Here is a 26,204-nt window from a genome sequence, read left to right on the forward strand (position 1 = left end):
CCGGTCAGGGATAGAGCGTCAGCCCCGGCGTGTTCGCGATGGCCGCCAGATCCTCGACGCTGAGCACCGGTGGCGGGCCGAAGGAGTCACGTCGCGCACCGCTCTCGCCGTCGACGATGATCTGGTTGTCCGTGGTCACCGTGACGGTCGTGCCGTCCGCCCGTTGCACCTGCGCCCAACGCAGTTCGAAGCCCTCGTCGCCGGGCTTGGCGTCGCCGAAGGCGAGGGTGCCGCCGTCCGGCAGTGTGCTGCTGCCTCTGCAGGAACCAGGACTGGGCGCGGTGGCACAGCCGAGGGGCGCGTCGGCGGCCGTCGGGAAGAGCCTCACCGTCAGGTTGTCGGCCTGCCCGCCGCTCAGCAGCCGGACGTGGGCGTTGTAGAAGCGGTGGCTCTTCTCGTAGGTGAACTGGGTCGTGGCGCAGCCCGGCAGCGTGCCGCCGATCAGCAGCCCCGCCGGCAAGACGCCTGCCAGCACCGGCCGCAGCGCGAGGGTCAGCCGGGCCACGCCGGTGTCGGGCCGCTCGGTTGGCCGTGGCCGCACGGTGTCGTGTGACTGCCGAGGGGCCGGCGGGCCACTGGGGCTCGGCTCCACAATCGCGCAGGGCGACGCGGCGGCGGACGGCGAGACCACGGCGGCCGGTGGCAGGGTGAACCCGTCGGGCTCTGCGGCCGGGCCGGTGAGCAGCGCCGGCGTCAGCATGCCGGCGGCGACCGCCGCGGCGACACCACCGCCGGCCAGCATCCGGGCGCGGTGGCGGCGGCGCTGCCGGTCGGCGGCGATCAGGTGGTCCACGTCGATCCGGGTCGGCGGCGCGGCGGCCACCGCCACCCGCAACTGCTCGGAGAGATCATCCATCGGTGCGTGCCCCCTCGGGTCGGGCCGGCACGTCGACGAGGCGGCCCCGCAACGCCTCGATCGCGCGCGCCGACTGGCTCTTGACGGTGCCGGCGGTGCAGCCGAGTTCCCGGGCGGTCTCCTCGACGGAGAGGTCGCAGAAGTAGCGCAGCACCAGGACCGCGCGGCGGCGCGGCGGCAGCTCGGCGAGCAGGGCGAGGATGGTCAGCCGGTCGGCGGCACCGTCGCTGGCGGACCGGACGGCGGCGTCGGGGACCTCCGCCCAGGAGGCCTCGCGCCGCCACGGCCGGCGGCGCTCGTCCAGCCAGACCCGCAGCAGGGTACGCCGGACGTAGGCGTCGGGGTTCTCCATCCTCGACACCCGGCGCCAGTGCCGCAGCAACTTGACCAGCGCCGTCGACACCAGGTCGTCGGCCGTGTGCCAGTCACCGCAGAGCAGGTACGCCGTGCGGCGCAGCGGTTCCAGCCGGGCCCCGACGTACTCGCGGTAACCCTCGATGTCGGCAGGCAATCCCGCCACCTCCTCGCCTCACCGCTCAAACGGAGGCGAGGAGGGAGTGGGTTGCCCGGTCAGCCCGGAATCGTGATCCGACCCTCGACGGCGGCGGAGGCGATGTCGGTGCGGTGGTGCGAGCCAGCCAACTCCACTCCGGCGACCAGCGCGTACGCGGCGTCCCGGGCGGCGGGCAGGTCGGTGCCCGTGGCCGTGGCGCAGAGCACCCGGCCACCGGCGGAGAGCAGCGCGCCGTCGGCGCCCCGTCGGGTGCCGGCGTGGATGATCCCCGGCCCCTCAGCCCCGGTGATCACGTCGCCGGTACGCGGGGCGGCCGGGTAATTCTCGGCGGCCACCACCACCGTGACGGCGGCGCCGTCGCGCCAGCGCAGCGGCGGGTGCCCGGCCAGCGTGCCGGTGGCGGCGGCGTGCAGCAGCCCGGCCAGCGGTGTCTCCAGCAGCGCGAGCACCACCTGCGTCTCCGGGTCGCCGAAGCGGGCGTTGAACTCGATCACCCGGGGGCCGTCGGCGGTGATCGCCAGCCCGACGTAGAGCAGGCCCGCGAACGGGGTGCCCCGGCGGGCCATCTCCGCCAGGGTCGGGTGGACGACGTCGCGCATGACCTCGTCGACCAGGCCGGCGGGTGCCCAGGGCAGCGGCGCGTACGCCCCCATGCCGCCCGTGTTCGGGCCGGTGTCGCCGTCGCCGACCCGCTTGAAGTCCTGCGCCGGCAGCAGCGGCACCGCCGCCTCGCCGTCGGTGACCACGAAGAGGGAGACCTCCGGGCCGGCCAGGTACTCCTCGACGACGACCCGACCGCACTCCTCGGCGTGCCGGAGCGCGGCGGCGCGGTCGTCGGTCACCACGACGCCCTTGCCGGCGGCGAGCCCGTCGTTCTTGACCACGTACGGGGCGCCGAACTCGTCCAGCGCCCTGCCGGTGCTCTCCGCGTCCGTGCAGGTGTACGCGCGGGCGGTCGGTACGCCTGCGGCGGTCATCACGTCCTTGGCGAACGCCTTCGAACCCTCCAGCCGGGCGGCCTCGGCGGACGGCCCGAACGCGGGAATCCCCTTGGCGCGTACGGCGTCGGCGACCCCGGCCACCAGCGGCGCCTCCGGCCCGATCACCACCAGGTCGACCCCGGCCTCCACCGCCAGCGCGGCAACGGCGGCCGGGTCGGCCGGATCCACCGCCCGCAGCGAGGCGAGCGAAGCGATGCCGGGATTACCCGGCGCCGCGATCAACTGCTCGACGGCCGGATCACCAGCGAGGCCCGACGCGAGCGCATGCTCCCGCCCCCCACCACCAAGAAGAAGAACCCGCACCCCCGCATCCTACTGACCTTCTCGCCGACCCTCGTTGATCATGAAGTTTGCGTCCCATTTCCGCACCAGGACGGGCCAGAACCTCTTGATCACGCCGAGCGGGTGGGTCAGTAGGGGTGTAGGGCCGCTTTGATCGTGTGGGGGATGTAGTCGGGACGCAGCGTGTCGGCCCAGGTGAAGCGGAGGATCCGCCAACCGGCGTTGACCAGCCGTTCTGCCGCGCCCGGTCCTCGAAGACCGCCCCGGGCGTGTGGTGGGGGGCCTGTCCGTCCGCCTCGGCGATCACCCGCGCCGCTCGCCAACCAAGGTCGCCGATGCCGAGCAGGCAGCCGTCCCCGTCGCGGACCTCCAACTGAAGTACGTCGGGCGGTACGCCACCATCGACGCACCGCAGCCTCGTCCGGGTCTCCAGCGGGGACTGCGCCCGCCCGTCGGCCTCAGCCAGGTGACGGCGGGCCGCGACGGCTCCCCTACGGCCCACGAAAAGGGCCGGCATCCGGGCCAGGTCGCGCTCGGTGACGACCCGCCGATTCAGCGCGGAGTCGAGCACGCACACCGCCAAGTAACGGTCCACCCGGAGGATGACATCGGCCAACGTTCGCAGTGGGGTGGTCACGGGCATCCCGGCGACCTCGCCCACGGCGTGGGGATCGATGGTGAGCTGGTGCACCACGACGTCAGGATCGGTGATCCGCTGTGGGCGCGGCCGGTTCGGCGGCAGGGACACATGGATGGCGGCCGCCGGACGGAGCCCGGCGATCCGATGCAGCTCGGCTGCGGTGTCGAGAACGACGACCGAACCCGGCCCGAGGATGGCGACCGCAGCCCGGACGCGGGCTCTACGCAGTGCCGCAGGGCTCAACTCGGGGGCCGGCACGAAGCAGCCCCTCGCCACCCGAAGCCAACGGCCTGAGCGACACAGGTGCCGGATCTGGCTCCGGCTGAAGCCGGCGGACAATGCTTGGACGGCCGTCACCATCCCGTCCTGGCGACCGGCGATGCGGCGGAGAACATCGACACTCACCCCACCACGATGACGGCCCGCCCACGCTCCGCGCCGCCCCTGTGGACAACCCCGCCCCTCCTGTGGACACGCCCACCCTCTCCGTGTTGATCAAGAGGTTTGCGTCCGGATCCAGGCCGGACCAGGACACAAACCTCTTGGTCAACGCGCAGGCCGCTGGGGGGTGGGGGCGGGGGTTAGGGGGTTAGGGGAGGAGGGGGTGGCGGACCACGTTTTCCTCGCGGCCCGGGCCCACGCCTACGACGCTGACGCGGGTGCCGCAGAGTTCCTCGATGCGGGCGATGTAGCGGCGGGCGTTCTCCGGCAACTCCGCCTCGGTGCGCGCCTCGGTGATGTCCTCCCACCAGCCGTCGAGCTCCTCGTAGACCGGAGTCGCGTGGTGGAAGTCGGTCTGGGTCATCGGCATGTCGTCGTAGCGCTTGCCGTTGATCTCGTACCCGACGCAGATCGGCACCTTCGGCAGGCCCGTGAGCACGTCCAGCTTTGTGACCACCAGGTCGGTGACCCCGTTCAGGCGGCAGGCGTACCGGGCGACGACCGCGTCGAACCAGCCGCAGCGGCGCTCCCGGCCGGTGGTGGTGCCGTACTCGTGGCCGACCTTGCGCAGGTGCTGACCGTTGTCGTCGAACAGCTCGGTTGGGAACGGGCCGGAGCCGACCCGGGTGGTGTACGCCTTGCTCACCGCGATGACCTTGTTGATCGCCGTCGGCGGGATGCCGGCGCCCACACAGGCCCCGCCGGCCGTCGGGTTCGACGACGTGACGAAGGGGTACGTGCCGTGGTCCATGTCGAGCATGGTGGCCTGGGCGCCCTCCAACAGGACGGTCTCGCCCCGGTCCAGCGCGTCCCAGAGCATGACCCGGGTCTCGGCGATGTACGGCTTGAGCCGCTCCGCGTACCGCAGGTATTCCTCGACGGTCTCGTCGACGTCGATCGCCTTGCGGTTGTAGATCTTGAACAGGAGCTGGTTCTTCTCGCGCAGCGCCAGTTCCAGCTTCTTGCGCAGGATGCCCGGGTCGAGCAGGTCCTGTAGCCGGATGCCCATCCGGGCGACCTTGTCGCCGTACGCCGGGCCGATGCCCCGACCGGTGGTGCCGATCCGGGAGCTGCCGAGGTAGCGCTCAACCACCCGGTCCAGGGCCCGGTGGTGCGGCATGATCAGGTGCGCGTCGCCGGAGATCCGCAGCCGGCTGACGTCCACCCCGCGCTCGGCGAGCCCGTCGATCTCGGCCAGCAGCACCTTCGGGTCGACCACCACACCGTTGCCGATGACGATCATCGCGCTCGGGGAGAGCGCGCCCGACGGCATCAGGTGCAGCGCGTACTTCTGCCCGTCCGGGGTGATCACCGTATGCCCGGCGTTGTTGCCGCCGGAGTAACGCACGACGTAGTCGACCCGCTCACCCAGCAGGTCGGTAACCTTGCCCTTGCCCTCGTCGCCCCACTGGGCGCCAAGGAGCACGATCGCTGGCATCTTCTCGCCTCCAGAAGGCTCGGGTGCCAGGTGGCGACCGGTCAGCGAGCCCGGGGTGTCAGGCTAACAAGTAGTGGCGGCGCGGCCGGCAGGGGTCGTGTCGGGAGGTAGGAGGCCGTTTCCGTGTACGACGTGGTGCTACTCACCCTCGGCTCGGAGCGCGACGCGGCTGGCGGGGCCTGCGGCAGCGGCGGCTGCTGCGGCACGGCGCCGCAGAAGGGGGCCGCCCCGGCCGACGCCTGCGCGACCGACGGCGCCACGGCCGACGCCTGCGCCCCCGCCGGCGGCACGGCCACTGACGCCCGCGTCCCCGCCGACGGGCGCTGCGACACGCCCCGGGTGCCGGTGCTGGCCTGCGCGGACGCGCTCACCGCCCGGGGCGCCCGGGTGGAGACGGTCACCGCCCGCTCCGACGCCGAGATCGACGAGGTGCTGGCCCGGTTCGACGGCCCGCCCCGCGCGGACGGCCTCACCTGGCCGGATCCCGACTCCAAGGCCCGGCTCGTGGTGGCCTCGGCCAGCGACGCCCAGTTGCGCACCGTCGTGCGCCGACTGGTCCGGCGGTACGCTCCGCCGCCCAGCCGCCGCCCCGACGACCTGCCCGGCAACCGGACGGTGCCGGACCTGCCGCCGATCGGCGTACTCCCGCTCGATCCGGCACGGGGTGCGACGCATCGTGACCTGGCGGCGCAGCTCGGGCTGCCCCGCGACCCGGCGGCGGTGGCCGCCGCGGTGCTGGACGGCACGCCCCGCAGGCTCGACCTGCTGCGCAACGACGGCGGCTCGGTGACCCTGGACGGGGCGCTGATCGGTGCCGCCGACGACGACGGCCGGCCGCTGCACTGGCGCGGCCGGGTGGAGGTGGACGACGCCGTGCTCTCCCACGGCGACGACCCGCTGGTGGCCTGCGCCATCGGCAACGCCGGCGGGTACGCCCAGCTCGACGACGTGACCCTGCTCGGCGGCCCGGACCCGACGGACGGGCTGGTCGAGGTGGCGGTGGCCGTTCCCGTGGTCACCCGTTCGGCGTTGGGCAGGAAGCGGGTACGGCTGGAGGTACGCCGTGCCCGGGGACGGGCCGTGGCCGTGCTGCCCCGCGAGGGGAAGATCCCGTTCCTCGACGACGGGGCCGAGGGCGAGCTGAGCCGGAAGCGGTCCTGGTGGACCGAGCCGGGCGCCTGGGCAGTCTGGACGAGCTGACCTGGGCGTCCTCTGAGCCATCGACGCGGCTGGTTCGCAGCGGCCGGCTCGACTCGGCCACTGGGCCTATCCTCGGCAGGAGGAATGGGGAGGAACCGTGGCGGACGAGAACGTCGACCGGGTCCACGTACCCGGTCAGCAGCCGATGCCGGAGCGCGACATCGAACCGCTCTGGCCACCGGACCAGATCGACGGTGGCGCGCCGACGTGGGCGCCGACCGCCACACCGACCGTCCCACCCCGTAGCCGGCCGGGCCAGCCGCCCTCGCCCGCCGACTACCCCTCGCTGACGGAGGGAGTGCCGGCGCTCGGCAGCCGGCCGGCCGCGTCGCAGGGTGCGGCAACGGGTTGGGTTCCCCCTCCTGCTGCGGCCACCGGCTGGGAGCCGGCGTCCCCGGCCCCGACTGCGCCGCCGGCCCCGGAGGCGGGCGGAGCACCGGCTCCCCGCGCACCGCAGGCCGCCCCCGCGCGGGTCGACCTTCACATGCCCTTCAGCCTCGACCAGCCGGCCACGCCCACCCCGGTCACGCCAGCACGGGTCGCGCCCATTCCGATCACGCCCGTCCCGGTCACTCCCGCGCCGGTCGTGCCCATTCCGGTCAGGCCCACGCCGGTAACGCCCTCGCCCTCGACCGGTGGCGGTCCGGTCACCGCAGCGACGGAGGCCAGCCCGGTGACGGACGTCGGACCGACGGATGCCGGACCGACGGACCCCGGACCGACGGGCGCCGGAACGACGGACGCCGGCTATACGAACGGTGGCCCCGTGAGCGGCGTCCCGGTAAGCGGTGGCCCCGTGAGCGGCGTCCCGGTGAGCGGCGGCCCCGTGAGCGGCGGCCCGGTAAGCGGCGGCCCCGTGAGCGGTGCTCCGGGGAACGGTGGTGGGACGCGGATGCCGACGGAGTCGCCATGGGCGCAGCCGCCGCAGCGGCCCACCACGACCGCCGTCGCACCCGAACCGGCGACCGGCACCCCCGACCCGACGCCAGCAGCCCAGGGCGCGGCGCCCCGACCGGGCGAGCCCCGATTGAGCACGGACCAGCAGGGCACGGACCAGCGCGCCGTGGACCAGCACGCCGCGGACCAGCAGGGCACGGACCAGCACGCCGTGGACCAGCAGGGCACGGAGCAACAGGGCACGGAGCAACTCGACGCAGAGCGGCCCTACGCAGACCGACAGCACCCGGACCAGCAGGACGCGGCGACCGGACCGGCGGTGGGCCCCGATCCGGCAGCGGCACACCCGACCGCCCCGCCCGGGCCGTACCCGCCCCACCAGGCCGGGCCGTACCCGCCACAACAGGCCGGGCCGTACCCGCCACAACAGGCCGGGCCGTACCCGCCGCAACAGGGCGCGCCGCAACAGGCCGGCCCGTACCCGCCCGGCTGGTATCCACCGCACTGGCAGCCGGTCGCCCCCGGCGTCGCCGCCCCGGCGCCGCAGCAGGCCTACCAGCCGGCGGAGGGGGCCGCCCCGATGCCGGCCCAGCCCGACCCCAACTGGCACCCGTCGATCACCACGCCGCCGACCGCCGAGGACTTCGCCCGCCGCCGTCAGGGGCGCCCCGCCGACCCCGTGGCGGCGATGGGCGTACGGGCGGTGGCCAACCGGCTGGGCCTGCGGCTGGCACCCGGCCGGCACGAGCAGGAGCTGCGGCGGGACATCGAGACGGTGCGCCGCAACTTCGGCGGGCTGCGCCAGGTGACGGTGGTGAACCCGAAGGGCGGCGCCGGCAAGACGGTGGCCATCCTGCTGCTGGCGATGACCTTCGGCCAGAAGCGCGGCGGCTACGTGCTGGCGTGGGACAACAACGAGACCCAGGGCACCCTCGGGATGCGCGCCCAGCAGGACTTCCACTCCCGTACGGTGCGGGACATGCTGCGCGACCTCAGCCAGTTCCAGGGCGCGCACGGGCGGGTGGGCGACCTGTCGCAGTACGTCCGCTCGCAGGGCGAGGGGATGTTCGACGTGCTCGCCTCGGACGAGTCGGCCACCGGCGGCGAGATGCTCACCGCCGCCGCGTTCGCCGAGATCCGGGAGGTGGTCAGCCGGTTCTACAAGCTGATCTTCGTGGACACCGGCAACAACGTGCGGGCCCAGAACTGGCAGGCCGCGATGGACGCCACGGACCAGTTGGTGGTCACCATGTCGGCCCGGAACGACTCGGCGGAGACGGCCGCCCGGATGCTGGACCACCTGGAGCAGAGCGGCCGGCAGCGGCTCGTCCGGCAGGCGGTCACCGTGGTCTCCATGCCGCCGTCACGCAAGGAGATCGACCTACCGGCGATCCAGGAACACTTCGCGGCCCGCACCCGGGCGGTGCTGCTCGCGCCGTACGAGCGGCTCATCGACTCCGGCGAGCCGATCCGGTACGGAGGGCTCTCCGCGGCCACCCGGGACGCCTGGCTGAAGATCGCCGCCGCCGTCGCCGAGGGGTTGTAGGGACGGTCACGGGCCGGCGGCCGGCCGGAGCGCACCGGGCCGGCCGTCGGCTCCGGGATCAGTTGCTCGCCAGCGCGTCCGCGGCGGCCGGATCGCAGTCGCGGATGAACTGGGCGCAGCGGGCCGCCTCGTCCGCCTCGCCGATCGCGGCGGCGGCCCGGGACAGCACATAGAGGCAGCGCAGGAAGCCCTGGTTCGGCTCGTGCGACCACGGCACCGGGCCGAACCCCTTCCAGCCGCTGCGGCGCAACTGGTCGAGGCCCCGGTGGTAGCCGGTGCGCGCGTAGGCGTACGCCGGGACGATCTGGCCGGCGGCGAAGGCCCGGGTCGCCAGCGCACCCCAGCCGGCGCTGTAGGTCGGGAAGCGCGCCGCCACCTCGGCGTACGCCTCGTCGCTGCCGGCCTTCTCGGCGGCGCCCAGGGCGGCGTCGGCCTCGTCGTGCGCGGGCAGGAGGGTGGCCGGTGGTTCCGGCAACAGGTTCTGCATCGCCCCATTCAACCCGCTTCGCGCCAGGGCGCGCGAGAGGGTTGGGCAAGCCGCCTGGCTGAACGGTTGAGGAGTTGGTCACGCCTGCGGCCAATGTCACCGGTAGTTGTTCTCGACTACAACTAATGGTCCGGCGCCTCCCCAGGACCGGATCGTGCAGGAGCCCGGTGGCCACGGCCGCCGGGCTCCTGCCTGTGCACCGGTTGACCCGGCGGGGCAGGATGATCAGGGTGCCGACCCCACCTCCCGCGGACGTCATCGAGCCGCACACCTGGACCAACGAGATCGAGACGCGCGCCGGGTTCGACCGGCAACTGGCCACGGGCAGCCTGGTCGGGCTGACCGTGCAGGGGCTGCGGCTCGACCTGGCCCCCGTGCCCGACCTCGCCTCCGTCGAGGTGGCCGGCACGCTCTTCGTCGGTTGCCGCTTCGCCTCCCGGGAGGTCGGCGCCGACCTGGTCCGGCGCGGCGCGAACGTGGTGCCGCCCTTCTCCGGGCTGCCCTACCCGACCCAGCCGTCCCACCTCTACACCCCCGAGGAGTTGGCCGCCGGCTTCGCCGAGGGCGGGTTCGCCGGGATGTACGACACCAGGGTCTACGAGCACTTCCGGGCGCACGGCGGGGCGTTGCCGGACGTCCGGGAGGCGCTCGGTCAGCGGTTGCACGACCACGGCGTGGACAACGCGCTGGCCGACGCCACCCGCGCCTGGCTGGCCACCCACGGGCCGCAGTCGGTGGTCGGTGTCATGGGCGGCCACGCGGTGCCGCGCGGCAGCGAGCCGTACCGGATGGCGGCGGTGCTCGGCTGGGAGCTGGCCCGGGCCGACCGGCTGGTGGTGACCGGTGGTGGCCCCGGGGTGATGGAGGCTGCCAACCTCGGTGCCTATCTCGCGCTGCGGCCGGCCGAGGACCTGGCGGCCGCGATCGACCTGCTCGCCGGCGCGCCGGACTTCACCGACCACGACCGCTACACGGCGGCGGCCCTGCGGGTGCGGGAGCTGTACGGCCAGCCGGTGGCGCCGCCCCGGCCCCGGGCCGCCGACCCCGGCAGCGAGTCCCGCGCCGACTCGGCCGTGTTGGCCGGTGGCGACGTGGGCTGGGCCCGCGCCGGCGGGTTGGCCATCCCGACCTGGCTGTACGGGCACGAGCCGGCGAACCTGTTCGCGGGGCGGATCGCGAAGTACTTCTCCAACGCCATCCGGGAGGACACCATCCTGCGGCTCGCGCGGGGTGGGATCGTCTTCGCCCCCGGCCGGGCGGGCACGGTGCAGGAGGTGTTCCAGGCCGCGACCAAGACCTACTACGGCACCGACGGGGCCAGCGGCGCGTACGTCTTCCTCGACCGCGCCTACTGGACCGACGAGCTGCCGGTGGAGACGCTGCTGCGGCCGTTGCTGGGCGCCTCGCCGTTCGGCGACCTGTCGACCACCGTGCACCTCACCGACGACGTCCACGAGGCGGTCCGGGTGCTCACGACCGGTTAGGAAGGGCACCTTCCTATCGCATTCTGCTGTGCAAGGTGCCCTTCCTAACCGCAAAGACGCGGCCGGCCCCCCGGGTGGGGAGCCGGCCGTCGGTGGTACGGGTCAGCGCGTCACTTGGCCAGCGTGGTGCCGGTGGAACGCAGGTGCTCGCAGGCCTCCGCGACGCGGGCGGCCATGCCGGCCTCGGCGGCCTTGCCCCAGACGCGGGGGTCGTACTGCTTCTTGTTGCCGACCTCGCCGTCCACCTTGAGCACGCCGTCGTAGTTGCGGAACATGTGGTCCGCGACGGGCCGGGTGAAGGTGTACTGGGTGTCGGTGTCGATGTTCATCTTCACCACGCCGTAGTCCAGCGCCTCGCGGATCTCCGACAGCAGGGAGCCGGAGCCGCCGTGGAAGACCAGGCTGAGCGGCTTCTCCTTGCCGTACTTGGCGCCGACCGCCTCCTGGATCTGGTTGAGGATCTCGGGGCGGAGCTTGACGTTGCCCGGCTTGTAGACGCCGTGCACGTTGCCGAAGGTCAGCGCCGCCATGTAGCGGCCCTTCTCGCCCAGGCCGAGCGCCTCGACCATGGCCAGGCCGTCCTCGACGGTGGTGTAGAGCTTGTCGTTGATGGCGTTCTCGACGCCGTCCTCCTCGCCGCCGACCACGCCGACCTCGATCTCAAGGACGATCTTGGCCTCGGCGGCCCGGTCGAGCAGCTCGGCCGCGATCTGCAGGTTCTCCGCGACCGGCACGGCCGAGCCGTCCCACATGTGCGACTGGAACAGCGGCTCCTGGCCGGCGGCCACCCGCTCCTTGGAGATCTGCATGAGCGGCCGGACGAACTTGTCCAGCTTCTCCTGCGGGCAGTGGTCCGTGTGCAGGGCGATGTTGACCGGGTACTTCTTGGCCACCTCGTGCGCGTACGCGGCGAACGCCACGGCGCCGGTGACCATGTCCTTCACGGAGGGGCCGGAGAGGTATTCCGCGCCACCGGTCGAGACCTGGATGATGCCGTCGCTCTCCGCGTCGGCGAAGCCCTTCAGCGCTGCGTTCAGGGTCTGCGAGGACGTCACGTTGATCGCGGGGTACGCGTACCGGCCGGCCTTGGCGCGGTCCAGCATCTCCGCGTAGGTCTCGGGGGAAGCGATGGGCATGTCGAACGCTCCTTACTTACCGCTCTCGGCCGTCACCGGCCGCTGTTGTCCCTTGGTGCGCCGGACCGCGCTGTCCACCGTCGGCAGTATCCCGCAGGAGGCCGGAGCCGGCACAACCGACCCGGTACGCGCCCGACGGCCGGTCGCCGGCCTCACCGCCCCTCCCACCTGTCGGGCACGACGACGCTGATCAGCCAGGTCACCACCGCCATCACGATGGCGCCCCAGAACGCGGCCCAGAAACCGTCCACGTGGAACGGCAGGTCCAGCGCTCCGGCGATCCAGTCGGTCAGCAGGAACAGCAGGGCGTTGACGACCAGCGCGAACAGGCCGAGGGTAAGCAGGTAGAAGACGCAGCCGAAGACCTTGATCAGCGGCTTGAGCACCGCGTTCACCACGCCGAAGATCAACGCCACGACGACGAGCGTGAGGGCGGTCTCGGTACCGGACCCGCCGCTCACCTCCACCCCGGGCACGATCAGCGTGGTGATCCACAGCGCGACCGCGGTGATCGCCAACCGGATCAGGATGCCCACCGCCCCATCCTGACACCGGGCGCGGCGGCCGGTGGGGCGATTCGGCCGACTCGGCTTCCGAGCGGTGGGCGGGCGCACCCCGTACGGTGTGTGGGGAAACGTCCGCCTAGACCCGGGAGGGACCGATGGGTCAGCCCGAAGAGGACTTCGCCCCCGGCGACCACCTCAGCCCCGAGGAACGCGACCCGGAGGCGGAGCCGGCCGACGCGGTCGAGCAGGCCGCCGTGGTCGACCCCGGCGAGGCCGACACCGAGCCGCACCGTGGCCTGGAGGTCGACGACTGGGACGCGATGGAGCAGGCCCGGGTGGTCGCAACGGACGAGGAGGACTACCGCTGACCCGTCAACGGGTGCGGTTGACCTGACCCGGATGCCGCGCCACCCACTGCGCCAGCCGGTCCTCGCGCAACGCGGCCAGGAAGGCCGGGGCCTCCTTCGGGTCGGGTGTCAGCCGATCGCCGGGGCCCTCCGGCGGCCCGACCGGAAGACTGATCCCGACCGGGTCTACGGACCTCAGGTCCGGAAGCACCTTCAGCAGATCCAACAGGGGTGGACCGTCGCCGTCCACGACCAGGTCCGGGCCGACGTCGCCGATCAGGGCGAAGAACCTGGCCGGGTTGGTGAGCACCTCCTTCTCGCCGGCCTGTCGGATCAGCCCGGCGGCGAGAAGCTGCGCGTGCCGGTCCCGGTCGAGCCCGCCCTGGGGCAGTCCATGCCGCTGCCGCAGCAGGTCGACCGACGCGGCGCCGTCGAGCCGCTGGCAACCGGTCGGGAAGACCCGATCGGTGTGGACGGAACGCACCTCGCGCGGCAGGCAGACCTCCACACCGCCGACCCGGTCGGTGAGCCGACGCAACACCGGATAGGTGAGCACCGCGCCGGCGGCGACGCGTACGCCTGTCAGGTCGGTGACCACCCGGCGGGTCAGTTCGTAGCCGCGCCCCAGGTCGGGCCGGCCCTCGCCGGCGCCGCGCCGGAAGGCGGCGTTGAGCTTGTCGGTCCCGTGCCCGGGAATCGGTACCGCCAGGTCGCGGGGCAGCGAGATGAGGTACGGCCGGCTGCGGTCCGCCGGGATGTGCACCAGCAGTACGGCATCCGCCAGCCGACCGTGCTCCCCGACTGCGTCGTCCACGCCGAGCAGCAGGACGTTGAGCGCGCCCGCCGGTGCCGAGCCGGCGGGCTTGGCGAGCAGCGTGGCGTCCTCGGCGACCCGGTCGGGCGTGAACTGCGGTATCCCGACCCCCAGCACGCCGAGCAGGACCAGCGCGACGCCACCTGCCCGCAGTCGCAGCCGGCGACGGCGACGGGCGGCCGCGAGCCGGTCGATCGCGGACCGCACCGGGCCGACGGGCGGGGCGAGGGCCTCGTGCCGGGCGAAGGCCGCACGCAGGTCGTCCTCGATCATGAGCAGACCTCCACGTGTTCGGCCCGGAGGGTGGCGAGGGCGCGGGAGATGGACGAGCGGACGGTCCCTACGGCACAGCCGAGGATGTCGGCGATCTCCGCGTCGGGCAGGTCCTCGTAGTAGCGCAGCACCAGCGTGGCCCGCTGCCGGCGCGGCAGGCCGGACAGCCAGGACCACACCTGGTCCCGGTCCACGGCGTGCTGGGCGTGGTCGGCCGGCACCGGCACCGCCTCGTCGGGCTCGGCGCGCAGCAGCACCCGACGCATCCAGGAGCCCCGCCGCCAGTCGACGTACTGGTTGGTCAGCATCCGGCGCACGTAACGCTCGGGCGAGTCGGCCCGGGCCACCCGACGCCAGTTGAGCTGGACCCGGACCATCGTGTCCTGCACCAGGTCCTGCGCCTGGTGCGGGTCACCGGTCAGCATGACCGCGTACCGCAGCAGCGCGGCCAGCCGCGAGTCCGCGAACTCCTCGTACGTCACTGCACCTCCAGGGCTCCTGACCCAGATGACGGGTGCGGACGGCCGGAACGTTGCGACGGTCCTGATCAGCCGTTCGGTCGATGTTTGCCGCCGGAGGCGCACCGGGACAGCGGCGGCTCTTAAGGCTCTCTTAAGATCCGCTCGCCACTCCTGGCATTCCCACGGGAGGAAACCCCCCACATGCTCAAGCACTCCACCCGGCGCTGGCTTGCCGGGCTGGGCGTCGCAGGCGCGCTCGTCGCCGCCTCCGCCAGCCCCGCCGCCGCCGAGGACACCGACGTCAAGCTCGGCGTCTATTTCAGCGACGTGACCATCGCGGCAGGATCCGAGGGCAAGTTCGAATCGCCCCTCATGTTCGCCTCCGAGCCCATCACCGTGTTCGGGCTGACGGCCCGTTTCGACTACCGCGAGTTCGCGGACAAGGTGCAGATCAAGTCGGAATTCGAGTCCGAGTGCACCTCGCCGGAGGCGGGCGTCCTGGTGTGCACGGATCCCTTCGAGCACGACCTGTACGACTGGGCCTCCGGCTACTTCAACGTGGCCGTCGTGCCCACGGCGGAGGCGAAGGACGGTGACGCCGGCAGCCTCAAGGTCACGGTGAGCGCCGACGGCCTGGCGCCGGCGAGCCACACGTCGCAGATCCGCATCGGTGAGGGCGTCGACCTGGCCGGCGGCCCGGAGACGGAGGTCTCGGTGGCGCCGGGCAGCCGGTTCACCGCGCCGATCGTGCTCGGCAACGCCGGTCAGACCACCGCGAAGGGCGCGGTCGCCGTCTTCGACAACGACCACGCCATCCGGGCCGACAAGCGCCACAGCAACTGCACCTACGAGGGCGACTACCTCCGCACCTGCCAGTTCCCCGACACGGTGGCCCCGGGTGCCACGCACTCGGGTTCCCTGGCATATCAGCTGGGCGCGGACACCTACGCCCCCGGCAGGGACTACGGCTACTACAACTGGATGACCGTCGCCGAGTTCGAGGACTTCAGCAAGTACCTCACCGACAACGGCGTCTCCGTCGGCAAGCCGGGTGACGGCGAGGCCCTGAGCCTCTCGGCCGCGGACGCCCGCGCCCGTTCGCTCCAGGTGGACGTCAACCCGGAGAACAACTGGTCGGGCCTGGAGGTCACCGCCACCGGCACGAACGGCACCGACCTCGGCGCCATCGGTGACTCGGTGAAGGGCAACGCCGGCGAGCAGGTCACCGCGACCGTCGGTTTCCGCAACAACGGCCCCGCCACCCTCGACTACGTTCGTGGCGGGGCGTCCGTGACCTACATGGAGGTCGCGGTTCCCGAGGGCACCACCGTGGTCGACGCGCCCGGGGACTGCATGCCCGTGAAGGGCGAGGACCGGGGTGAGCCGGGCGAGCCGGGCGGACGCACCTACTTCTGCTTCGCCCAGCCGTTCCTCAAGGCCGGCGACGAGCAGACCTTCGAGTTCGGGCTCCGGATCGACAAGGTCGTCGCCAACGCGACGGGAACCGTCGACATCAACATCCCGTGCCAGTGCGAGGGGGGCTTCTCCAAGGACCTGAAGCCCGCCAACGACACCGCCAAGCTCCTGGTCAACGCGACCGGCGGCCAGGGCGGCGGCGGTGACGATGACGGTGACGGCGGCACGCTGCCGATCACCGGTGAGGCCACCGGCCTGATCGCCGGCATCGGCGGGCTCCTGCTCGTCGCCGGCGTCGGCGGTTACGTGGTGGCTAAGCGCCGCCGGACCCGCTTCGTCGCCTGACCCACCCGCACCACCGGTGCCCCGCCGGCCACCTGGTCGGCGGGGCACCGCCACATCCAGCCCATCCACCCTGACGGCACGCGCCCCACCGGATGGCCGACGCCACCGCACGAACCGGCATCACGACGGGTTTCCGGGGGAGCCCCACCCACGAACGAGCAAAAACGGGACGACGCAAGATCCAGCACCCTGGAACCATGGGCGCGTGCTGCTCACCCTGACCACCACCCACCAACCGGCGACCGACCTCGGTCACCTGCTGGTCAAGCACCCCGACCGCGCGCACTCCTTCGACGTGCCGGTCGGCACCGCGCACGTGTTCTACCCGGAGGCGGGCGAGCAGCGTTGCACCGCCGCCCTGCTGCTCGACGTCGACCCATTGCGGCTGGCCGGCGCGCAGGGCAGGGGCCGCGGCCGGCAGCAGGCCCCGACCCCGGACAGCTTCACCCTCGGGCGGTACGTCAACGACCGGCCCTACGCGGCGTCCAGCCTGCTCTCCTCCGCGCTGTCCCGGGTCTACCGCTCGGCCCTGCGTGGCGAGTCCCGCGAGCGTCCCGAGCTGGCCCGTACGCCGATCCCGCTGGAGGTCCGGGTGCCCGTGCTGCGCTGCCGGGGCGGCGCGGAGCTGGCGGTCCGGCTGTTCGGCCCGCTCGGCTGGGCGGTGACCGCCACCCCGATCCCGCTCGACGAACAACACCCGCAGTGGGGCGACAGCCGGTACGTCGACCTGACGCTCACCGGCACGAACCGGGTCGCCGACGCGCTCAACCACCTCTACGTGCTGCTGCCGGTGCTTGACGACGCGAAGCACTACTGGGTGGCCCCGGACGAGGTCGACAAGCTGATCCGGGCCGGCGAGGGCTGGCTGGCCGACCACCCGGAGCGCGGTGTGATCATCCGCCGCTACCTGGCGCACCGGCGGGCGCTGGCCGGGCTGGCCCTGGCCCGCCTCGCCGAGCGGCAGCCCGCCGACGAGCCGACCGCCGAGCCGACCGGCGACGGCACGACGGCGGACGAGGCGGCCGTCGAGGGTGGGCAGGTGGCGGCCCGCCGGGCGCCGCTGGCCGCCCGGCGGCGGGAGGCGGTGCTCGGCGCGCTGGTCGAGGCGGGCGCGAGCCGGGTGCTGGATCTCGGCTGCGGCGGCGGCGCCCTGCTCGCCGCGTTGGTCGGCGACCGCCGGTTCACCGAGATCGTCGGCACCGACGTGTCCGCGCACGCGCTGACCCTGGCCGCCCGGCGGCTGCGGCTGGACCGGCTGCCGGAGCGGCAGCGGGACCGGATCCGGCTCTGGCAGTCCGCGCTGACCTACCGGGACGACCGGCTGCGCGGGTACGACGCGGCGGTGCTGATGGAGGTGATCGAGCACGTGGACCCGCCCCGGCTGCCGGCGCTGGAGGACGCCGTGTTCGGTCACGCCAACCCGGCGACCGTCGTGGTGACCACGCCCAACGCCGAGTACAACGTCCGCTACGAGGGGCTGCCCGCCGGGCGGTTCCGGCACGCCGACCACCGCTTCGAGTGGACCCGCGCGGAGTTCGCCGCCTGGGTCGGCCGGGTCACCGCCACGTACGGCTACACGGCCGCGATCAGCGGGATCGGCGACGACGACCCGGAGGTCGGCGCCCCCACCCAGCTCGCCGTGCTCACCCGTCAGGAGACCAGCCGATGACCACCCTCGACATCCCCGAGCTGGCCCTGGTCGCGCTGGTCGGCGTCTCCGGCTCCGGCAAGTCCACCTTTGCCCGCCGGCACTTCGCGCCCAGCCAGGTGCTCTCCTCCGACGCGTTCCGGGCGATGGTGGCGGACGACGAGAACGACCAGGCCGCCTCCGCCGACGCGTTCGACGCGCTGCACCACGTCGCCGCCACGCGGCTGCGGCGGGGCCGGCTCACCGTGGTCGACGCGACAAACCTCCAGCCGCACGCCCGGGCCGCCCTGGTGCGGGTGGCCCGCGAGCACGACGTGCTGCCGGTGGCCGTCGTGCTGGACGTGCCCGAGGCGCTGGCCTGGGAGCGCACGGAGGGCCGCGCCGATCGCACCTTCGGCCGGCAGGTGCTCGCCCGGATGCAGCGCGACCTGCGCCGGTCGTACAAGCTGTTGGCCCGGGAGGGCTTCCGCAAGGTGCACGTGCTGCGCGGCGTCGAGGAGATCGACGCCGCCGAGGTCCGCTACGAGAAGCTGTTCAACGACCGGCGGGAGCTGACCGGGCCGTTCGACATCGTCGGTGACGTGCACGGCTGCCGCGACGAGCTGGAGGCGCTGCTCATCCGGCTCGGCTGGGAGCTGCGCCGCGACGAGCGGGGCCGGCCGGTGGACGCGACGCACCCGTCGGGGCGTACCGCCGTCTTCGTCGGTGACCTGGTGGACCGCGGCCCGGACTCCCCCGGCGTGCTCCGCCTGGTGATGGGCATGGTCGCCGCCGGGCACGCGATCTGCGTGCCCGGCAACCACGAGCAGAAGCTGCTGCGCCGGCTGCGCGGCCAGAACGTGCGCCTCACCTACGGGCTGGCCGAGACGATGGAGCAGCTGGCGGCGGAACCGGACAGCTTCGGGGCCGAGGTGGCGACCTTCATCGACGGGATGACCAGTCACTACGTGCTGGACGGCGGGCGGCTGGTGGTTGCGCACGCCGGGCTGAAGGAGCAGTACCAGGGCCGCGCGTCGGGCCGGGTCCGCGCGTTCGCGCTGTACGGCGAGACCACCGGCGAGACCGACGAGTACGGGATGCCGGTGCGCTACCCGTGGGCGCAGGACTACCGGGGCTCGGCGATGGTGGTCTACGGGCACACACCCACGCCGACGCCGACGTGGGTGAACCACACCATCTGCATCGACACCGGCTGCGTCTTCGGCGGCCGGCTCACGGCGCTGCGCTACCCCGAGAAGGAGCTGGTCTCGGTGCCGGCGGAGCGGGAGTGGTACGCCCCGACCCGCCCGCTGACCGCCGCCCCGACCCGGCCCGACCAGGTGCTGGAGCTGACCGACGTGGCCGGTCGGCGGCACGTCGAGCACGCGTACGGGTCGCTGACCGTGCCGGCGGAGAACGCCGCCGCGGCGCTGGAGGTGATGAGCCGGTTCGCGGTCGACCCGCGCTGGCTGGCCTGGCTCCCGCCGACGATGGCACCCTGCTCGACGGCGACGGCCGGCGACTTCCTGGAGCACCCGGCGCAGGCCTTCGCCGACTACCGCGCGGCGGGCGTGGACCGGGTGGTCTGCGAGGAGAAGCACATGGGTTCGCGGGCGGTGGTGCTGGTCTGCCGCGACGCCGACGGCGGGCCCTTCGGGCCGGGCGGCGGCGCGGTGCACACGCGTACCGGCCGGCCGTTCTTCGGTGCGCCGCTCGACGCCGAGCTGATCGACCGGGTGCGCGCGGCGGTCGACGGGGCGGGGCTCTGGGCCGAGCTGGAGACCGACTGGCTGCTCCTCGACTGCGAGCTGCTGCCCTGGTCGGCGAAGGCGGGTGGACTGATCCGCGAGCAGTACGCCGGAGTCGGCGCCGCCGGCCGGGCCGCCCTCCCGGAGGCGCTGGCCGCGCTGGAGGCCGCGGCCGGGCGGGGCCTGCCCGTGGGCGAGCTGCGCGACCGGATGGCCCGCCGCCACGACGAGATCCTGGCCTACTCGGACGCCTACCGGGCGTACGTGCGGCCGACCGACGGGCTGCGCGGGGTGACCCTGGCCCCGTTCGCGGTGCTGGCCGGCGCGGAGGCCAGTTACGCCGACCGGGACCACGGCTGGCATCTCGGGCTGGCCGACCGGCTCTGCGCCGCCGATCCGGAGTTCTTCACGCCGACCCGTCGGCAGGTCGTGGACCTGGCCGACCCGGCGGCCGAGGCGGCGGCCACGCAGTGGTGGCTGGAGCTGACGGCGGCCGGCGGCGAGGGCATGGTGGTGAAGCCGTACGCCGGGCCGGCCGCCCGGTCCGATCGGGGTTCGCTGCTCCAGCCGGGCATCAAGTGCCGGGGCCGGGAGTACCTGCGGATCATCTACGGTCCCGGGTACGACGAGCCGGAGCAGCTCGGCGCGCTGCGCCGCCGGTCGCTGGGGCGCAAGCGGGGGCTGGCGCTGCGCGAGCACGGGCTGGGCCTGGCGGCGCTGGACGCGCTGGTCGCCGGTGCTCCGCTGTGGCGCCGGCACGAGCTGGTCTTCGCGATCCTGGCCTGCGAGTCCGAGCCGGTCGACCCCCGGCTGTAGCGCGGGTAGGGTCGCCGACCATGACGTACGAGGCGTTCTACGAGCCGGCCGGCGACGGCCGGTTCGTGGCCACGCCGGCGACCGCCGGTCCGTGGGATCCGGCCGCCCAGCACGCCGGCCCGCCGTCGGCCCTGCTCGCCCGCGCGCTCGCCGGGCACGAGCCGGTCGACGACCAGCTCCTCACCCGGGTGTCGGTGGACATCCTGCGCCCGGTGCCGGTGGCGGAGCTGACGCTGCGCGTACGGACGGTCCGCGCCGGCCGGCGGATCACCCTGGTGGAGGGGATCGCGGAGGCCGGCGGGCAGGAGGTGCTGCACGCCCGGGGCTGGCGCGTGCTGGCCCCGGCCGAGTCGACGCCCGCGACGCCCGACGACGGGCCGGCGGTGCCGGGGCCGGAGGCCGGCACCGAGCCGACGTACTGGGCCGCCGCCCACTCGGCCGGTTACCTGTCGGCCATGCAGTGGCGTTTCGTCGCGGGCGCGTTCGCCGAGCCGGGCCCGGCCCGGGTGTGGGCGCGGCCCCGGATCCCGCTGCTGCCCGGCGAGCCCGTCCGCCCGGCGGAGCTGGCGCTGCTGGTCGCGGACTCGGGCAGCGGGGTGAGCGCCCGGCTGGACCTGGCCCGTTGGCTGTTCGTGAACGTCGATCTGACGGTGACGCTGCACCGGCCGCCGCGCGGGGAGTGGCTCCTGCTCGACTCGGCCACCACGATCGGGCCGCACGGTTCCGGCGTCGCGACGAGCCGGTTGGCCGACGCCGACGGCACCGTGGGCGGTGCGGTCCAGACGCTCGTCGTCGGGCCCCGCTGACACCCGTCGTCGCACCCCCGCTGGCCTGAAGCGGAGCCGGTACGGCGCCCTTGCCCGGGTGCTGCGCCGTCGGCGCTGGTGTGACGTCGAGCACCGGCGCGGCGGGGCGGGCACCTAGACTACGGACGTTCCGTCCCCGACCGGCATCCATCGGAGGTCACCTCGTGTCGACGCCCACCACCACCCTGGCCCTCGGGCCGAGCTGGCTTGATCCAGAGGTGTTGATCTCGACGTTCGGGCTGATCGGCATCCTGGTCATCGTCTTCGCCGAGTCCGGCCTGCTGATCGGGTTCTTCCTGCCGGGCGACTCGCTGCTGTTCACGGCGGGCCTGCTCACGGCCGACGGGAAGTACATCACCTACCCGCTGTGGCTGGTCTGCCTGCTCATCACCATCGCGGCGATCGCCGGCGACCAGGTCGGGTACGCGTTCGGCCGCAAGGTCGGCCCGGCGCTGTTCCGCCGGCCGAACTCGAAGCTGTTCAAGCAGGAGAACGTGCTCAAGGCGCACGAGTTCTTCGAGAAGTACGGCGCGCGCTCCATCGTGCTGGCCCGCTTCGTGCCGATCGTGCGCACGTTCACGCCGATCGTGGCCGGGGTCAGCCGGATGAACTACCGCACGTTCGTGATCTACAACGTGGTCGGCGGCATCCTCTGGGGCACGGGCGTGACCGTGCTCGGCTACTTCCTCGGCCAGATCCCGTTCGTCAAGGCGAACATCGAGATGATCCTGATCGGGATCGTGCTGCTCTCGGTCGTTCCGATCGCCATCGAGTTGCTGCGGGCCCGGCTGGCCGCCAAGCGTGGCACCACCGCCCAGGAGCGGGCCGCCGCCGAGGAGGCGATCCGGGAGACCCGGGAGCACTACGGCAAGCACTGACCGCCCGGCCGTCCGGTGCCATCTTCTTCCGGTCGGGATGGCACCAGACGGCCGGTACGGCTCAGCGAGCCTTCTTGGTGGCGCGCTTACGAGGCGGGGTCAGCAGATCCGCGATCGTGGCGATCGCGGTCGGCACCAGCCGGTAGTAGGCCCAGACACCGCGCTTCTCCCGCTCCAGCAAGCCGGCCTCGGTGAGGATACGCAGGTGGTGACTGACCGTCGGCTGCGAGAGGCCGAGAGGTGCGGTCAGGTCGCACACGCACGCCTCGCCCTCGGGCGCCGACTGGATCAGGCTGAGCAGCCGAAGCCGGGCGGGGTCGGCGAGGGCCTTGAGGACCCCCGCAAGCCGCTCGGCATCGGCACGTTCGATCGGCTCGCCGGCAAGCGGCGAGATCTGAGGCATAGTCATTTCAGCCAACGCAGTTCCCACGTATTCCATCCTTCCACCAGCAGCATCGATCCGCCTGCATATCGGCGGATCCGAATCGGCAAACTTTTACGCCACAAGGCCGAGGTCAGCCAACGTAAAGGCCGCCCGATACGGCAGTCCGGCGGCTCGCACCGCGTCGCCGGCACCTCGATCAACAATAACCGCCACACCCGCGATCTCGGCCCCGACCTCGCGAAGGGCCTCGACCGCTGTCAACACACTTCCCCCGGTCGTGGAAGTGTCCTCCACCGCCAACACCCGCCGGCCACTTACATCCGGCCCTTCGATCCGGCGCTGGAGCCCATGCGCCTTTCCCGTTTTGCGGACCACGAATGCGTCCAGCGGGCGACCGGCCCCGGACGCCGCGTGCAGCATCGACAGCGCCACCGGATCGGCGCCGAGAGTCAGCCCGCCCACCGCGTCGTACTCCCAGTCCGCGGTCAGGTCGCGCATCACCCGTCCCACCAACGGTGCCGCCTGGTGATGGAGCGTGACGCGACGTAGATCGACGTACCAGTCGGCCTCGCGGCCCGAGGAGAGCACCACCCGGCCATGGACCACTGCCAGGTCAGTGATGAATTTACGCAGGTCGTCGTGGTCCCCCATGGCGATAGAGGGTACTGCGCAAGTCTGGGAGCCGGCTGCCGGGTCCACCCTGATCAGCCCTGGGAAGGACCGATGGGTGGCGATGGACGGCTACGCTGAGCGACCGTTCAGTAGGGTGGCCGGGCGATCGACGGGCGCTGACGGGGCTCCGTGGCCTCGATCCCGAGGTCAGCCGTCGGTGCGGTCGACGCGGCCCCGGGTGTCCCGGAACGCCACCTCCAGCAGCCGCCGGGGCACGTGCCGCAGCCCGGCGACGGCGAGCTTGTACTTCCACGCGGGAACGCTGACCAGCTTGCCTTTCCGCAGGTCACGCAGGGATTCGTCGACCACGTCGTCGGCCCGCAGCCACATCCACGCCGGGGTCTTCGACATGTTGATGCCGGCGCGGTCGTGGAACTCCGTACGCGTGTAACCAGGGCAGAGAGCCATCACGCGGACGCCGAAGGGCCGGGCGGACTGGCCGACGGACTCGCTGAAGTTGGTCACCCACGCCTTGCTGGCGGAGTAGGTCGAGCCCGGCATGACCGGGCCGAACCCCGCCACCGAAGAGACATTTATCACTGCCCCGTGTCGCCGCTCGGTCATCGGACGCAGCGCGGCGAGGGTCAACCGCATGACGGCGTGCACGTTGAGCCGCAGCAACCGGGCCTCGTCCTCGGCGGACGACCGCAGGAACGGGGTGTTGAGGCTGATCCCGGCGTTGTTGACGAGCAGCTCGATCGGCGGCCCCTCGGCCAGCCGGCGCTCCACCGTCTCGCAACCATCGTCGGTGGACAGGTCGGCGGGGATCGTCTCGACCTCCCGCCCGTGCCGCCCCGTCAGGTCGGCCGCCGTGTCGGCGAGCCGGGCCGCGTCCCGGGCCACCAGCACCAGGTGCCAGCCGTCGGCGGCCAGCCGACGGGCGAAGGCCGCGCCGATGCCGGCGGTCGCTCCGGTGATCAGGGCCCGCCGCTCGCTGTCCGGCCTGTCGAGCGTCACGGGCGTTCCTCACCTCGGCGGGTACGGGGGCGCGGGCGGCGCCCCGGGCGGCTGGTACGGGGGCTGAACGGGTGGCGGCGCGGGCGCTGCCGGGGGCTGGATCGGGCCGGGCGGCGCGGGCCGGCGGCGGAACCAGGCGCTTGCCGCCGGCAGGGCCAGCAGCAGAGCTACCACAAGGTAACCGAGCACCTGGCCGACGGAAAGCCCCGTGCCCAACGGGATCCACCAGGAGGGGTAGGCGTCGGCGAAGAGGCCGTAGAGTTCCGCCGTCGCCCGGTCGTTCTCGTTCGGCTCAAGCGGGACGGCGCGCTGGCCGACCAGGAGTGCCAGCCCGCAGCAGCCGACGAGCAACCCCAGCGCCGAGATCACCCAGGTCGCCGTGCGGGCGCCGTCCCGGCCGGCCCGCAGGCCGAGGGCCAGGCCGGCGAGGAGCAGCCCCGCGAGCAGGCTGACCACCGAGGTCAGCACGATCGACACGCCCACCAGGGCGGCGACCTGGTCGATCTGGTCCGGGCCCGCCGAGGTGCCCGTGGCGGCGGCGCGGAACCGGTCCAGGGTGCCGCCGCGCATCGCCACACCGGCGGCGGCGTACGCGAGGGCGCCGACCGCCATCAGCGCCAGCACGGCCACGGCCACCGTGACCACGGCCGGGGGACGGGCCGGCGCCCGATCGGGGTACGACACGACGGATCCCTCCGAATAGGCGTCGGGTTGCAACCTACTCGGAGGGACCGTCGGCGTCGCTCTTATCGACCGGTCAACTCACCGGCGGCGGGGTCGGGCCGGGACGGTCCGACCCGGGTTCTCCGCCCGAGGCCGGCCCCGGCTGCCCCTGGTCCCCACCGGACGGTGCGGACGGCGGCTGGTCACCGGAAGCCGGCGGGTGGCCCGGAGCCTGCGGCTGGTCGGGGGTGGACGGGTAGCCCGGAGCCTGCGACTGGCCCGGGACCTGCGGGTAGCCCGGCGTCTGCGGCTGGCCCGGGGTCGGCGGGTAGCCCGGGGTGGGCGGGTAGCCGGGCTGGCCGCCGGCCTGCGGGTGGCCCGGGTAGGACGCGCCCGGGACCGGAGGCTCCCACGCCTGCTTCGGCTTGCGGAAGAACTCGTTGGCCTTGGGCAGCGCCAGCAGGATCAGCGCGGCGAGCAGCGCGAGCACGCCGATCACGGTGAGCAGCATGCCGACCGGGGTGACCCAGCCGGGCAGCGCCTCTTCGAGACGCCGCTGGATCTCCTCCGGGCTGGGCCCGTCGCCGGTCTGCCCGGTGCCGCCGAGGTTGCCACCCAGTCCGCTCAGCGCGTTGCCGCCCGTGCAGCAGACCATGATGCCGCCGAGGACCCAGGTGGTGATCCGCGCCCCGTTGCTGCCCCGGTTGTTGAACACGCCCAGCACGGCCAGCACGACCGCGAGCAGGGCCACGAAGACGGCGCCACCGACGGCGATCACCGTGGTGATGTCGGCCAGGTTCTGCACGCCGTTTGCGTCGGTGCCCCGGTACGCCTCGTCGAGCACCTCCGAGACGGTGCCGATCGTGGAGAGCGTCACGATGAGACTGATGAGCTGCGTGAGCGCGAACAGCCACAGCAGATACGTGGAAATGGTCACCACACCCGGCCGGGTGCGGGCCGGCGTGTTGTGGGAATCGACCATGGTTCTCCTTCCCTAGATCGCGGTCACACCGTATCCAGGTCAGGCCACTCCGGCACGTCAGAAGGCCACCGACCCGCCGGGACGGCGCGGGAGCAGGGGCCGGTCGCCGACGACGGCCGGTCCACCCAGGCCCTGCCGGGGCGACGCCGGTGTGACGGTGGTCCTCGTCGACCACCATCACACCGGATGCGTTGGCCAGGCATGACCACAGCGGTACGCCGGTGTCACACCCCGCGTGGAAGCCCTCGCGAACGGCCGTCAACCAGGGTCGGTCGACAGGGTCAGTACCGGGTCTTCACCAGGAACGAGTAACCGATCCGCTTCGAGCCGTCCCAGTTGTACATCGGGTAGCACGGCCCCGGGGACGTCCACGACGAGACGTAGGACGGGCGCGCCGCGTTGCACGCCTTCAGGGTCGAGTAGAGCGGGCTGCTGTAGTCCGCGTGCGCGGGGGCGGCCATGCCGAACACAAGAGCGCCGGCGACACCACCGACAGTGAGCAGGCTACGAACGCGCGGACGGCGCAGGATGTTCGCCATCGTTCTCCCTTCCAGCAGCTCAGTCTGGATGACCGAGCACCACCAGC

The 26,204-nt window shown here is 73.1% G+C and carries 25 protein-coding genes and 1 pseudogene; 10 read left to right on the forward strand and 16 right to left on the reverse strand.

The window, feature by feature from the left end; translation table 11 throughout:
* Window positions 1–4 precede the first annotated feature (4 nt).
* From ABZ809_RS01075 to purD, 3 genes are read right to left on the reverse strand one after another with little or no spacing between them, the layout of a single operon-like run.
* Entirely contained in the window at window positions 5–856 is an 852-nt protein-coding gene (locus tag ABZ809_RS01075; RefSeq protein ID WP_357560281.1) for a hypothetical protein, read from the reverse strand.
* Window positions 849–1,367 carry a SigE family RNA polymerase sigma factor gene (locus tag ABZ809_RS01080; RefSeq protein ID WP_357560282.1) on the reverse strand — a complete coding sequence of 173 codons (519 nt, stop codon included), beginning with the start codon at window positions 1,365–1,367 and terminating at the stop codon, window positions 849–851. The genes ABZ809_RS01075 and ABZ809_RS01080 overlap by 8 nt, the downstream gene beginning before the upstream one ends.
* A 59-nt stretch (window positions 1,368–1,426) precedes the next feature.
* Window positions 1,427–2,674: a phosphoribosylamine--glycine ligase gene (gene purD / locus ABZ809_RS01085; protein WP_357560283.1), complete on the reverse strand. Its 1,248-nt coding sequence runs from the start codon at window positions 2,672–2,674 to the stop codon at window positions 1,427–1,429.
* Between the two features lie 253 nt (window positions 2,675–2,927).
* Between purD and ABZ809_RS01090 the strand changes: the two genes are divergently transcribed.
* Complete coding sequence (locus ABZ809_RS01090; RefSeq protein WP_357560831.1) at window positions 2,928–3,587, forward strand: hypothetical protein; 660 nt, start codon at window positions 2,928–2,930, stop codon at window positions 3,585–3,587.
* Between the two features lie 21 nt (window positions 3,588–3,608).
* On the opposite strand, the pseudogene ABZ809_RS01095 reads toward ABZ809_RS01090, so the two are convergent.
* Both ABZ809_RS01095 and ABZ809_RS01100 read right to left on the reverse strand, forming a co-directional pair.
* Window positions 3,609–3,653, reverse strand: a pseudogene (locus ABZ809_RS01095) (hypothetical protein); the annotation flags it as partial.
* 229 nt (window positions 3,654–3,882) lie between these two features.
* Window positions 3,883–5,172 (reverse strand): adenylosuccinate synthase, encoded by a 1,290-nt coding sequence (locus ABZ809_RS01100; RefSeq protein WP_357560284.1) that lies wholly within the window; start codon window positions 5,170–5,172, stop codon window positions 3,883–3,885.
* Window positions 5,173–5,295: 123 nt separating this feature from the next.
* Here ABZ809_RS01100 and ABZ809_RS01105 point away from each other — a divergent pair, with 123 nt between their 5' ends.
* Window positions 5,296–6,372, forward strand: coding sequence for a hypothetical protein (locus ABZ809_RS01105; RefSeq protein WP_357560285.1), 1,077 nt, complete (start codon window positions 5,296–5,298; stop codon window positions 6,370–6,372).
* Window positions 6,373–6,517: 145 nt separating this feature from the next.
* A complete protein-coding gene (locus ABZ809_RS01110) occupies window positions 6,518–8,815 on the forward strand; it encodes a chromosome partitioning protein (RefSeq protein ID WP_357560802.1) in 2,298 nt (765 codons plus the stop codon).
* A gap of 58 nt (window positions 8,816–8,873) precedes the next feature.
* Here the strand turns inward: ABZ809_RS01110 and ABZ809_RS01115 are convergent, their stop codons facing one another.
* A complete protein-coding gene (locus ABZ809_RS01115; protein ID WP_357560286.1) occupies window positions 8,874–9,302 on the reverse strand; it encodes a DUF3151 domain-containing protein in 429 nt (142 codons plus the stop codon).
* 230 nt (window positions 9,303–9,532) lie between these two features.
* Here ABZ809_RS01115 and ABZ809_RS01120 point away from each other — a divergent pair, with 230 nt between their 5' ends.
* Window positions 9,533–10,786, forward strand: coding sequence for a hypothetical protein (locus ABZ809_RS01120; RefSeq protein ID WP_357560287.1), 1,254 nt, complete (start codon window positions 9,533–9,535; stop codon window positions 10,784–10,786).
* 110 nt (window positions 10,787–10,896) lie between these two features.
* Here the strand turns inward: ABZ809_RS01120 and fbaA are convergent, their stop codons facing one another.
* Both fbaA and ABZ809_RS01130 read right to left on the reverse strand, forming a co-directional pair.
* Complete coding sequence (fbaA, locus tag ABZ809_RS01125) at window positions 10,897–11,922, reverse strand: class II fructose-bisphosphate aldolase (RefSeq protein ID WP_132235200.1); 1,026 nt, start codon at window positions 11,920–11,922, stop codon at window positions 10,897–10,899.
* Window positions 11,923–12,074: 152 nt separating this feature from the next.
* Complete coding sequence (locus ABZ809_RS01130; protein WP_357560288.1) at window positions 12,075–12,458, reverse strand: phage holin family protein; 384 nt, start codon at window positions 12,456–12,458, stop codon at window positions 12,075–12,077.
* Between the two features lie 125 nt (window positions 12,459–12,583).
* Between ABZ809_RS01130 and ABZ809_RS01135 the strand changes: the two genes are divergently transcribed.
* Complete coding sequence (locus ABZ809_RS01135; RefSeq protein ID WP_357560289.1) at window positions 12,584–12,796, forward strand: hypothetical protein; 213 nt, start codon at window positions 12,584–12,586, stop codon at window positions 12,794–12,796.
* A 4-nt stretch (window positions 12,797–12,800) separates the two neighbouring features.
* On the opposite strand, the gene ABZ809_RS01140 is transcribed toward ABZ809_RS01135, so the two are convergent.
* Both ABZ809_RS01140 and ABZ809_RS01145 read right to left on the reverse strand, forming a co-directional pair.
* The gene (locus ABZ809_RS01140; RefSeq protein WP_357560290.1) at window positions 12,801–13,862 is read right to left on the reverse strand and encodes an LCP family protein; all 1,062 of its coding nucleotides are present in this window, start codon (window positions 13,860–13,862) and stop codon (window positions 12,801–12,803) included.
* Entirely contained in the window at window positions 13,859–14,344 is a 486-nt protein-coding gene (locus ABZ809_RS01145; protein ID WP_357560291.1) for a SigE family RNA polymerase sigma factor, read from the reverse strand. The genes ABZ809_RS01140 and ABZ809_RS01145 overlap by 4 nt, the downstream gene beginning before the upstream one ends.
* A 180-nt stretch (window positions 14,345–14,524) precedes the next feature.
* Between ABZ809_RS01145 and ABZ809_RS01150 the strand changes: the two genes are divergently transcribed.
* The 5 genes from ABZ809_RS01150 (at window position 14,525) to ABZ809_RS01170 (ending at window position 21,959) form a co-directional block, all read left to right on the forward strand.
* A complete protein-coding gene (locus tag ABZ809_RS01150) occupies window positions 14,525–16,084 on the forward strand; it encodes an LPXTG cell wall anchor domain-containing protein (protein ID WP_357560292.1) in 1,560 nt (519 codons plus the stop codon).
* Between the two features lie 205 nt (window positions 16,085–16,289).
* Window positions 16,290–17,753, forward strand: coding sequence for a 3' terminal RNA ribose 2'-O-methyltransferase Hen1 (locus ABZ809_RS01155; RefSeq protein ID WP_357560293.1), 1,464 nt, complete (start codon window positions 16,290–16,292; stop codon window positions 17,751–17,753).
* A complete protein-coding gene (locus ABZ809_RS01160; RefSeq protein ID WP_357560294.1) occupies window positions 17,750–20,275 on the forward strand; it encodes a polynucleotide kinase-phosphatase in 2,526 nt (841 codons plus the stop codon). The genes ABZ809_RS01155 and ABZ809_RS01160 overlap by 4 nt, the downstream gene beginning before the upstream one ends.
* Before the next feature lie 20 nt (window positions 20,276–20,295).
* A complete protein-coding gene (locus ABZ809_RS01165) occupies window positions 20,296–21,081 on the forward strand; it encodes a thioesterase family protein (RefSeq protein ID WP_357560295.1) in 786 nt (261 codons plus the stop codon).
* 164 nt (window positions 21,082–21,245) lie between these two features.
* Complete coding sequence (locus tag ABZ809_RS01170; RefSeq protein ID WP_357560296.1) at window positions 21,246–21,959, forward strand: VTT domain-containing protein; 714 nt, start codon at window positions 21,246–21,248, stop codon at window positions 21,957–21,959.
* Between the two features lie 61 nt (window positions 21,960–22,020).
* Here ABZ809_RS01170 and ABZ809_RS01175 read toward each other — a convergent pair whose 3' ends face one another.
* The 6 genes from ABZ809_RS01175 to ABZ809_RS01200 all read right to left on the reverse strand — a co-directional run bounded on the left by ABZ809_RS01175 (window position 22,021) and on the right by ABZ809_RS01200 (window position 26,157).
* Window positions 22,021–22,398, reverse strand: coding sequence for a metalloregulator ArsR/SmtB family transcription factor (locus tag ABZ809_RS01175; protein ID WP_007073957.1), 378 nt, complete (start codon window positions 22,396–22,398; stop codon window positions 22,021–22,023).
* A gap of 57 nt (window positions 22,399–22,455) precedes the next feature.
* Window positions 22,456–22,995 (reverse strand): orotate phosphoribosyltransferase, encoded by a 540-nt coding sequence (gene pyrE, locus ABZ809_RS01180; RefSeq protein ID WP_357560297.1) that lies wholly within the window; start codon window positions 22,993–22,995, stop codon window positions 22,456–22,458.
* A 168-nt stretch (window positions 22,996–23,163) separates the two neighbouring features.
* Window positions 23,164–23,973, reverse strand: coding sequence for an SDR family oxidoreductase (locus ABZ809_RS01185; RefSeq protein ID WP_357560298.1), 810 nt, complete (start codon window positions 23,971–23,973; stop codon window positions 23,164–23,166).
* Window positions 23,974–23,982: 9 nt separating this feature from the next.
* A complete protein-coding gene (locus tag ABZ809_RS01190; protein ID WP_357560299.1) occupies window positions 23,983–24,657 on the reverse strand; it encodes a hypothetical protein in 675 nt (224 codons plus the stop codon).
* A gap of 73 nt (window positions 24,658–24,730) precedes the next feature.
* On the reverse strand, window positions 24,731–25,618 hold the full coding sequence (locus tag ABZ809_RS01195; RefSeq protein WP_357560300.1) for a hypothetical protein: 888 nt from the start codon (window positions 25,616–25,618) through the stop codon (window positions 24,731–24,733).
* Between the two features lie 281 nt (window positions 25,619–25,899).
* A complete protein-coding gene (locus ABZ809_RS01200) occupies window positions 25,900–26,157 on the reverse strand; it encodes a hypothetical protein (RefSeq protein ID WP_357560301.1) in 258 nt (85 codons plus the stop codon).
* Window positions 26,158–26,204 lie beyond the last annotated feature (47 nt).

The sequence above is a fragment of the Micromonospora sp. NPDC047074 genome (assembly GCF_040643815.1).
GTDB lineage: Bacteria > Actinomycetota > Actinomycetes > Mycobacteriales > Micromonosporaceae > Micromonospora.